Source organism: Streptomyces murinus, assembly GCF_002154555.1.
GTDB lineage: Bacteria > Actinomycetota > Actinomycetes > Streptomycetales > Streptomycetaceae > Streptomyces > Streptomyces murinus.
The window spans coordinates 1-6913 of the sequence record NZ_MUNF01000333.1 but is presented as its reverse complement, the minus strand read 5'-3'; the positions used below and the strand labels follow the sequence as shown (position 1 = coordinate 6913).

Sequence of the window (6913 nt, the reverse complement as noted above, 5' to 3'; positions counted from 1 at the left end):
GCACCGGGCCGTATCGGCGGCGGATCGCGATAAGGCGCGGGTGCCGCCGATACGGCCCGGTGCCTACGACCCGGCCGACTACGCCGAAGCCGTGATGCGCGGCGCCCAGGAAGCCGGAGTGTCTCCGCTGCTCGTCATGACGGTGCTCCACAACGAGGCGTACAAGCCGCACCATCCGCTGCTGGAGCGGCTGTGGCAGTGGTGGAAGCCCGAGGCGTCCTTCGGGGTGGCCAACATGCACCGCCCGACGTTCGAGCGGGTACGACGGGCACACGAACTGCCGGGGCGATGGCAGGACCTGCGCGACGATCCCGGCTTCGCCATCCACGCGGCGGCGCTGCACCTGAAGGATCTCGACCGCGGACTTCCGCGCCGGCACGTACGCCGCTACAGCCGCGACGAACTGCTCGCCCTGGGCTACAACACGGGCGAACGCAATATGCGGGCCTTCGCCCGGGGCGTCCCGCCGGGCCCCATGGCACGGTCGTACCTGCGCCGGTTCCGCGCCTACCGGAGCCGCGCCGCCGAGGCCCTGGCCAGGGCGGATCGCGGCGACCCCGGCGACACGGCCGCCGAATGAGCGGCCGTGGAACAGACGGGAGTGCCGGACGGGGCGGTCCTCACCCGTGAAGGGCGGCCGCCGTACGGCAGCCGCCCCGGAATGTCACGGGTATGGCCGGTCAGCCCCGGACGATGTTCTGGGCCTGGGGGCCCTTCTGGCCCTGTCCGATGTCAAAGGTGACCTGCTCGCCCTCGGTGAGCTCGCGGAATCCACCACCCTGGATCTCGGAATAGTGCGCGAAGACGTCAGCCCCGCCGCCGTCCTGGGCGATGAAGCCGTACCCCTTCTCGGAGTTGAACCATTTCACGGTGCCGCTGGCCATCAATCGATCCTTCGTTCATACCGGGAGCCACCCATGTCCGGGGCCGCTCCGGCTCCCTTGGCAGTAGGAGCCGACATCGTTTCTACCCCGAGCACCGCCGCCTATCCGGCCCATGACACAGCAGTCGGTGTGGCGTCCTCACGGACAACCCGCTCCACGCCCCGTTCGGCCCCGCCGAGCACGTCGCTGATCTTGACCGGAACGGCGTAGCGGAGACGGGGCAGACGGGTCGGTTCACGATCGCGGTCCGCCACCGGCTGCCCGGCGCCCGTGATGCCGGAGGAGCCAGCGGGAAGGGGAGAGGAAAAGGCAGGGAGGCCGAGGTGGCGCTTGAGCGGATCGGATTGGCCGAGGTGCTGGCCGCGGCGGAGGAAGCCGCGCCGACGGCTTCGCTGGACGTGGTCGCGCGCAATCTGCGGAACCGGTTCGGCGCGCGGTACGTGTCGTTCCTCTTCGCCGACGTCATCGGCCGGAAGCTGGTGCGGGTCGGCGAGGAGACCGCCACGCGGGAGGGCCGCCGCGCCGATCAGGTCGACCTGCGCGGCAGCGTTTACGACGACGTCCTGCGCTCCCAGCGGCTGATGCGCACCTCGTCGGACGACGGGCGGTGGCACAGGGTGATCGCCCCGGTCACCAACCGCGGCGACACCATCGGCGTCCTGGAGCTGTCCCTGCCCGACGCCGGTGCGGACGTGCTGGAGCAGGTGGAGGAGGCCGCGCACGCGCTGGCGTACCTCGTCGTCACCGACCGCCGCTTCACCGACCTCTACCAGTGGGGCCGGCGAACCACCGGGCTCAGCCTGGCCGCCGAGATCCAGCGCCAGCTGCTGCCCTCGGCGCCCTCCTGCGAGGCGGCCGAGTTCGCCCTCGCCTGCGCCCTCGTCCCCGCCGACACGATCGCCGGCGACACCTACGACTACACCCTCGACCACAGCACCTTGCACCTGTCCCTCACCGACGCCATGGGCCACGACGTCGACGCCTCCCTGATCGCGACTCTGCTGGTCAACGCCTCCCGGGGCGCCCGCCGCGCCGGGGCCGACCTCGTCGAACAGGCATGCCGGACCCATCAGGCGATGCTCGATCACGGCCGCCACACCTTCGCCACCGGGCAGCTGCTGCGCATCGCCCTCGACGGGAGTGGCGCCCAGTTCGTCAACGCGGGCCATCCCCGGCCGCTGCGTCTGCGGGACGGCGCGGTCGAAGAGATCCCCCTGGCGGCCGACCTGCCCTTCGGCGTTCCCGCCGCGTACGGCTCCTACCAGGCGCAGGACCTCGATCTGCGCCCCGGTGACCGCCTGGTGCTCTACACCGACGGCATGCAAGAACGCCGGGCGCAGACCGTCGACCTCTCCGGTCTGATCCGGGAAGCCGCCGAGGAGCGGCCCCGTGAGGTCGTACGCGCCCTGACCGAGGCGGTCGCCGACACCTGCGGCGGACACCTCCAGGACGACGCCACCGTGATGTGCCTGGACTGGTACGGCCCCCAGCCCGAGGGCCACAGCGCGAACGCGGGCGCCGACACCGGCCGGGCCGCCCGGAGGGGCCCGGCCACCGGGGAACGCTGACGCGCCGGCGGGCCGCCTCGCCGCCGGAAAAGACCGGCCCCCGAAGCGCCTCCTGTCGTGAGCATCGGGCGTTCGACATGCACGGCCGACAGTGCCTGCGACCGACGAAGTGGGGAGGCGATGAGCGACATATGGACCGGCGAGAAGGTAAGGCTGCGAGGTGTCGAGCCAGGGACTGGGAAGGGTTTCGCGACCTGGCCCGGAACACGGTCGATGTCCGTACCTCGGATCTGCTCGAACCTCCGCGCTCGGACGAGGGGTTCCGCGCCCTCTACCGCAAACGGCTTCTCCGAAGAGGGCCTACTGCGCCAACACGAGTTCCTGTCCGGGGACTTCCACGACGTGGTGCTGCTCGGCCTCACTGCCCCGGAGCACTGGGCCACTCACCCGCGCCCGTCACTGCGATGACCTGCTTCCCGGCCCGCCAGACGACCTGCTCCGAAAGCGGACGCCTGGGACCGGGCCCTCTGGCCGATCTGCCCCCTGCTCGAAGCCCGGACGGGCGGCGAGATCCGGCTCAGGAAGAGTCCTGTCGTCGTCCCCAGGGGGCCCGCCTCACCCTCCCCAACGGCCCGCCTCTCAAGCGGTACTTACGTCCTGTGGGACGAGGCCGGCACTTGTACCTGCGTGGCACGTCGCCGAGACAGTGGTACGTGACGGGGATCGAGGACTTGACGTCGTTGTGAGACCCCGCTCAGGCGATGTCGAGGCGTTCGGTCAGTTCGGTGAGGGCTTGGCCGAGGGGCAGGGCCACGTGGGCGTGTGCGAGGGCGTCGCCGCGGGTCGGGCCGAGGTTGATGATGGAGACGGGCTTGCCGTCCTTGGCGGCGCGTCGCACGAATCGCAGGCCCGACAGGACGGCCAAGGACGACCCGAGGACAAGCAGGGAGTCGGCCGCGTCGATCAGGTCGAAGCAGCGCTGCGTGCGAGGCTTGGGCACGTTCTCGCCGAAGAACACGACGTACGGCTTGAGCACACCGCCACACCGCGCGCACGGTACGACGCGGAACGTGCGCACGATGTCGTCGGGCAGCTCGATGTCGCCGTCGGGGTTGACCCGGAGCCCGGCAGCGTCCTGCGCCGCGAGGAACTCCCCGTTGGCCGCGAGCAGCCGTGCGTCGAGTTCGTCGCGCGGTCCGATCGTCTCGCAGTCGAGGCACACGACCCGGTCCAGACTGCCGTGCAGGGCGACGGCGTCCGTCGTCCCGGCCGCCTGGTGCAGCCCGTCCACGTTCTGGGTGATCACGGCATCGACGTACCCGGCGGCGCGCAGCGCCTGCACGGCCTGGTGCCCGGCATTGGGCCGGGCCTTCGCGACGGCACGGCGCCCGACATAGCCGCGGGCCCAGTAGCGGCGCCGGTTCTCCTCGTCCGAGACGAAGTCCTGGTAGGTCATGGGGGAGTGCCGCCGATGCCGCCCGGTCACGCCCCGGTAGTCGGGGATACCGGACTCGGTGGAGATCCCGGCCCCGGTCAGCACCGCCACCCCACCGGCGGCCAGTTGCCCGGCGATCTCGTCCATCCCGCCGGCGGGACGTATACCGGTGTCGGGTACGGGGCCGACGATCGGACGCATGCGCATATCAGCAGCTTAGGACGGCGCCGGGCGCACCGCGCCCCCGATGGGGAAGCGCGCGGGTCAGGACGGCGATCGCGCGGCGCTGGATCACGGGAGGGCAGGAAGGCCGTCTGGCCTCGCCTCGCCCTGCCCCGCGCCCGCACCGACGGAAACCCAAGCTACTGGATCCCGCAGGGCGTCACGACGAGCGCCGACGACCCGTACGGCGAGTCCGTCGTCTGGAACGTCAGCGAGTACGCCGGGAAGCGGTACGTCTACGCGGTCCACGCGGACGGCTCATAGCTGTGACGGCCGGACGTGGGCCGTTCAGGAGAGGGGAACCGCCGTGCCCGTCACCTCGATGCCGGTGGACGGATCCGCGGGGATCCCCACCGTCAGGAGGCTCGGGCGGCCCATGTCCACGCCCTGGTGGATGGTCAGCACGGTGGGCGGCGCGACGAGCCCGTTGCCGCGGAGGTACCCGCCGAAGGCCGCGGCCGCCGCGCCGGTGGCCGGGTCCTCGACGACGCCGCCCGGCGGGAAGGGGTTGCGGGCGTGGAAGACGGTCTCCGACTCGCGGTACACGAGGGCGATCGTCGTCCAACCCCGGCGCGCCATCAGGGCGTTGAGCGCGGGCATGTCGTAGTCGAGGTCGGCCAGCCGGGCCCGGTCGGCGGTGGCGATGACCGGATGCCAGGCACCGGCGTAGGCGACCTGCGGCGGCAGGGCCGGGTCGAGGTCGGCCGCGGACCAGCGCAGGGCGGCGAGGAGTTCGGCGAGGTCGGCGTCGCAGAGGTCCGTCGTACGGGGCTCCACGCTGACCAGTGTGGCCGTCACCGAACCGTCCGGGGCGGTGGAGGTGGTCACGGGGACGGGCCCCGCCGCGGTGTGCAGCAGCAGACGGCCGACGCCGTGCCGGGAGGCGTGTGCGACGGCCGTCGCGATGGTGGCGTGGCCGCAGAACGGGACCTCGGCCTGAGGGCTGAAGTACCGGATGTCGAGGGACCCGTCGGGCCGCGCGACGGTGAACGCCGTTTCCGAGTAGCCGATTTCGGCCGCCGTGGCGGCCATCGTCGCCTCGTCGATCCCGGCGGCGTCCAGCACCACACCCGCCGGGTTCCCGCCCAGGGGGTCGCTGCTGAAGGCCACGTAGCGCAGGATGTCCATCGGGCGAACGTAGACGCTTCGTCATCGGGTCGTCAAAGATGTCCTCACCTGGCCCGCAGTTGCCCGGCGAACGCCCGTGCGGCGGCCAGGTCCCCGGTGTGCGGACGCTGCTTGTTGATACCGCCGACGAGCCTGAACGGCGTCCATGTGTCGAACGCCCGGCACGAGAAGCTCCCGTCCACCTCGAAGCCCTTGCCTTCCAGGAGTCGGACCAGGGGACGGGTGAAAGACATCAGCGGGATCTCCGGGAGCCCGTTGGTGGCGAACACGAACGCCCGGCCCCGACCGGTGGGAAGCGCCCTGACGAAGGACATCAGGGCGGGATGGAGCCTGCCGTAGAAGACGCCCGACCCGAATCCCACCAGGTCGGCGGCGGCCAGCTCCGCCGGGTCGGCCTGCTCGGGGGAGACGACGCTCGCGCCCAGTACCTGGGCCATGCTGTCGGCGACGCGACGCGTATTGCCGTGCGACACGGAGGCGCACACGATGACGGTCCTCATCCTCACGATCCCTTCTCTCGCTATCAGTGGAAAGGACCGGCGCGGCGGCGTCGGATGTGACATCCCGCGAGCGTGACGGCGCCCACACCGCGGGCACGAACCGCATCCCGGACCGGCCTATCGGGCCTCCGGCGTGCGGTCGTACGCGGCGAGGACGGCCGCGAGCATGCCCGGGAAACGCGCGTCGAGTTCGGCGGCGCGCAGTGCGGTGAGCCGTCGATTGGCCTCTTCGCGCTGATGGATGAGGCCGGCCTCGCGGAGCACCTTGAAGTGGTGGCTGAGGGTGGAGGGGGCGACATTCACGGGGAAGGTGCCGCAGGCGCGCTCGGGCTCGGTGCTGAGCGTGTGCACGATGGTCATCCGGGTGGGGTCGGAGAGCGCGTGCAACACGTCGAACAGGTCGATCTCCTCGGGCTCGGGGTGCGTGAGGGCTGCTCGGCGGCTGGCGCGGGCCATGGGCGGGCTCCATGTTCGACATGCATCGAAGTTCGACATTCATCGAATAAGTGTGGTGTCATGAGCGTCGTTCGTCATTCGACGTTCGTAGAACATCGTACTGGGTTCGTACTGGGTTCGTACTGGGGGGAGTTCGGTATGCGCGCACTGGTCATGACCGCACCGGGTGGGTCGGAGAACTCGGAGATCCGGGAGATCGCGGAGCCCCGGCCCGGAGCCGGGCAGGTGTCCGTGGCGGTGGCCTACGCGGGGCTCAACTTCGTTGACGTGATGGCCCGTCGGGGTGACGCGGGCTATGTCCCGGCCTGGCCGTACCTGCCCGGCAGGGAGGTGGCGGGCACGGTACGCGCGATCGGCGAGGGGGTCGCGGGGCTGGCCGTCGGCGACCGGGTGGTGGCCGCCCCCGTGGGCGGGGGACTGGCAGAGGCGGTCGTCGCCGAGGCGGCCCTCACGGTGCCGGTCCCGCCCGGAGTCGGCCTACGGCAGGTCGGCGCCGTACCCCTGGGGCTCACCACGGCCATGCTGCTGCTCACCGACGCGGGCCGCTTCACCGCGGGGGACACCGTGCTCGTGCACTCGGCCTCCGGCGGGATCGGCGCCGCGATCGCCCGGTTGGTCCCCGCGCTGGGCGGCGGCCGGCTGATCGGCACGGTGGGCCGTCCCGAGAAGGCGGAGGAGGCACTGAAGGCCGGTTACGACGCCGTCTTCCCTCGGGGCGAGGCGCTGCGCGAGGCGGTTCTCGGCGCCACGGCCGGCCGGGGCGCCGAGAACCGCCTCGCG

Annotated in this window: 8 protein-coding genes and 1 pseudogene; 4 read left to right on the top strand and 5 right to left on the bottom strand. The window is 71.6% G+C overall.

Annotated elements, in window-relative coordinates:
* Positions 1-580: lytic transglycosylase domain-containing protein (locus CCN72_RS20510; RefSeq protein ID WP_425276160.1), on the top strand; the 580-nt coding region annotated here is incomplete at its 5' end.
* Positions 581-680: 100 nt separating this feature from the next.
* Here the strand turns inward: CCN72_RS20510 and CCN72_RS20505 are convergent.
* On the bottom strand, positions 681-884 hold the full coding sequence (locus CCN72_RS20505; protein WP_037661210.1) for a cold-shock protein: 204 nt from the start codon (positions 882-884) through the stop codon (positions 681-683).
* 323 nt (positions 885-1207) lie between these two features.
* On the opposite strand from CCN72_RS20505, the gene CCN72_RS20500 reads away from it, so the two are divergent.
* Positions 1208-2452 carry a PP2C family protein-serine/threonine phosphatase gene (locus CCN72_RS20500; RefSeq protein WP_208638052.1) on the top strand — a complete coding sequence of 415 codons (1245 nt, stop codon included), beginning with the start codon at positions 1208-1210 and terminating at the stop codon, positions 2450-2452.
* A 120-nt stretch (positions 2453-2572) separates the two neighbouring features.
* A pseudogene (locus CCN72_RS40680) lies at positions 2573-2860 on the top strand (GNAT family N-acetyltransferase).
* A 286-nt stretch (positions 2861-3146) separates the two neighbouring features.
* On the opposite strand, the gene CCN72_RS20485 reads toward CCN72_RS40680, so the two are convergent.
* The 4 genes from CCN72_RS20485 to CCN72_RS20470 all read right to left on the bottom strand — a co-directional run bounded on the left by CCN72_RS20485 (position 3147) and on the right by CCN72_RS20470 (position 6133).
* A complete protein-coding gene (locus tag CCN72_RS20485; RefSeq protein WP_086808779.1) occupies positions 3147-4034 on the bottom strand; it encodes an NAD-dependent protein deacetylase in 888 nt (295 codons plus the stop codon).
* 303 nt (positions 4035-4337) lie between these two features.
* Positions 4338-5177 (bottom strand): PhzF family phenazine biosynthesis protein, encoded by an 840-nt coding sequence (locus CCN72_RS20480; protein ID WP_086808778.1) that lies wholly within the window; start codon positions 5175-5177, stop codon positions 4338-4340.
* A 44-nt stretch (positions 5178-5221) separates the two neighbouring features.
* On the bottom strand, positions 5222-5677 hold the full coding sequence (locus tag CCN72_RS20475) for a flavodoxin family protein (protein ID WP_086808777.1): 456 nt from the start codon (positions 5675-5677) through the stop codon (positions 5222-5224).
* 117 nt (positions 5678-5794) lie between these two features.
* Positions 5795-6133: an ArsR/SmtB family transcription factor gene (locus tag CCN72_RS20470; protein ID WP_086808776.1), complete on the bottom strand. Its 339-nt coding sequence runs from the start codon at positions 6131-6133 to the stop codon at positions 5795-5797.
* Between the two features lie 138 nt (positions 6134-6271).
* Here CCN72_RS20470 and CCN72_RS20465 point away from each other — a divergent pair.
* Positions 6272-6913, top strand: a 642-nt coding sequence (locus tag CCN72_RS20465; RefSeq protein ID WP_158101379.1) for a quinone oxidoreductase family protein, incomplete at its 3' end; no start/stop codon positions are given.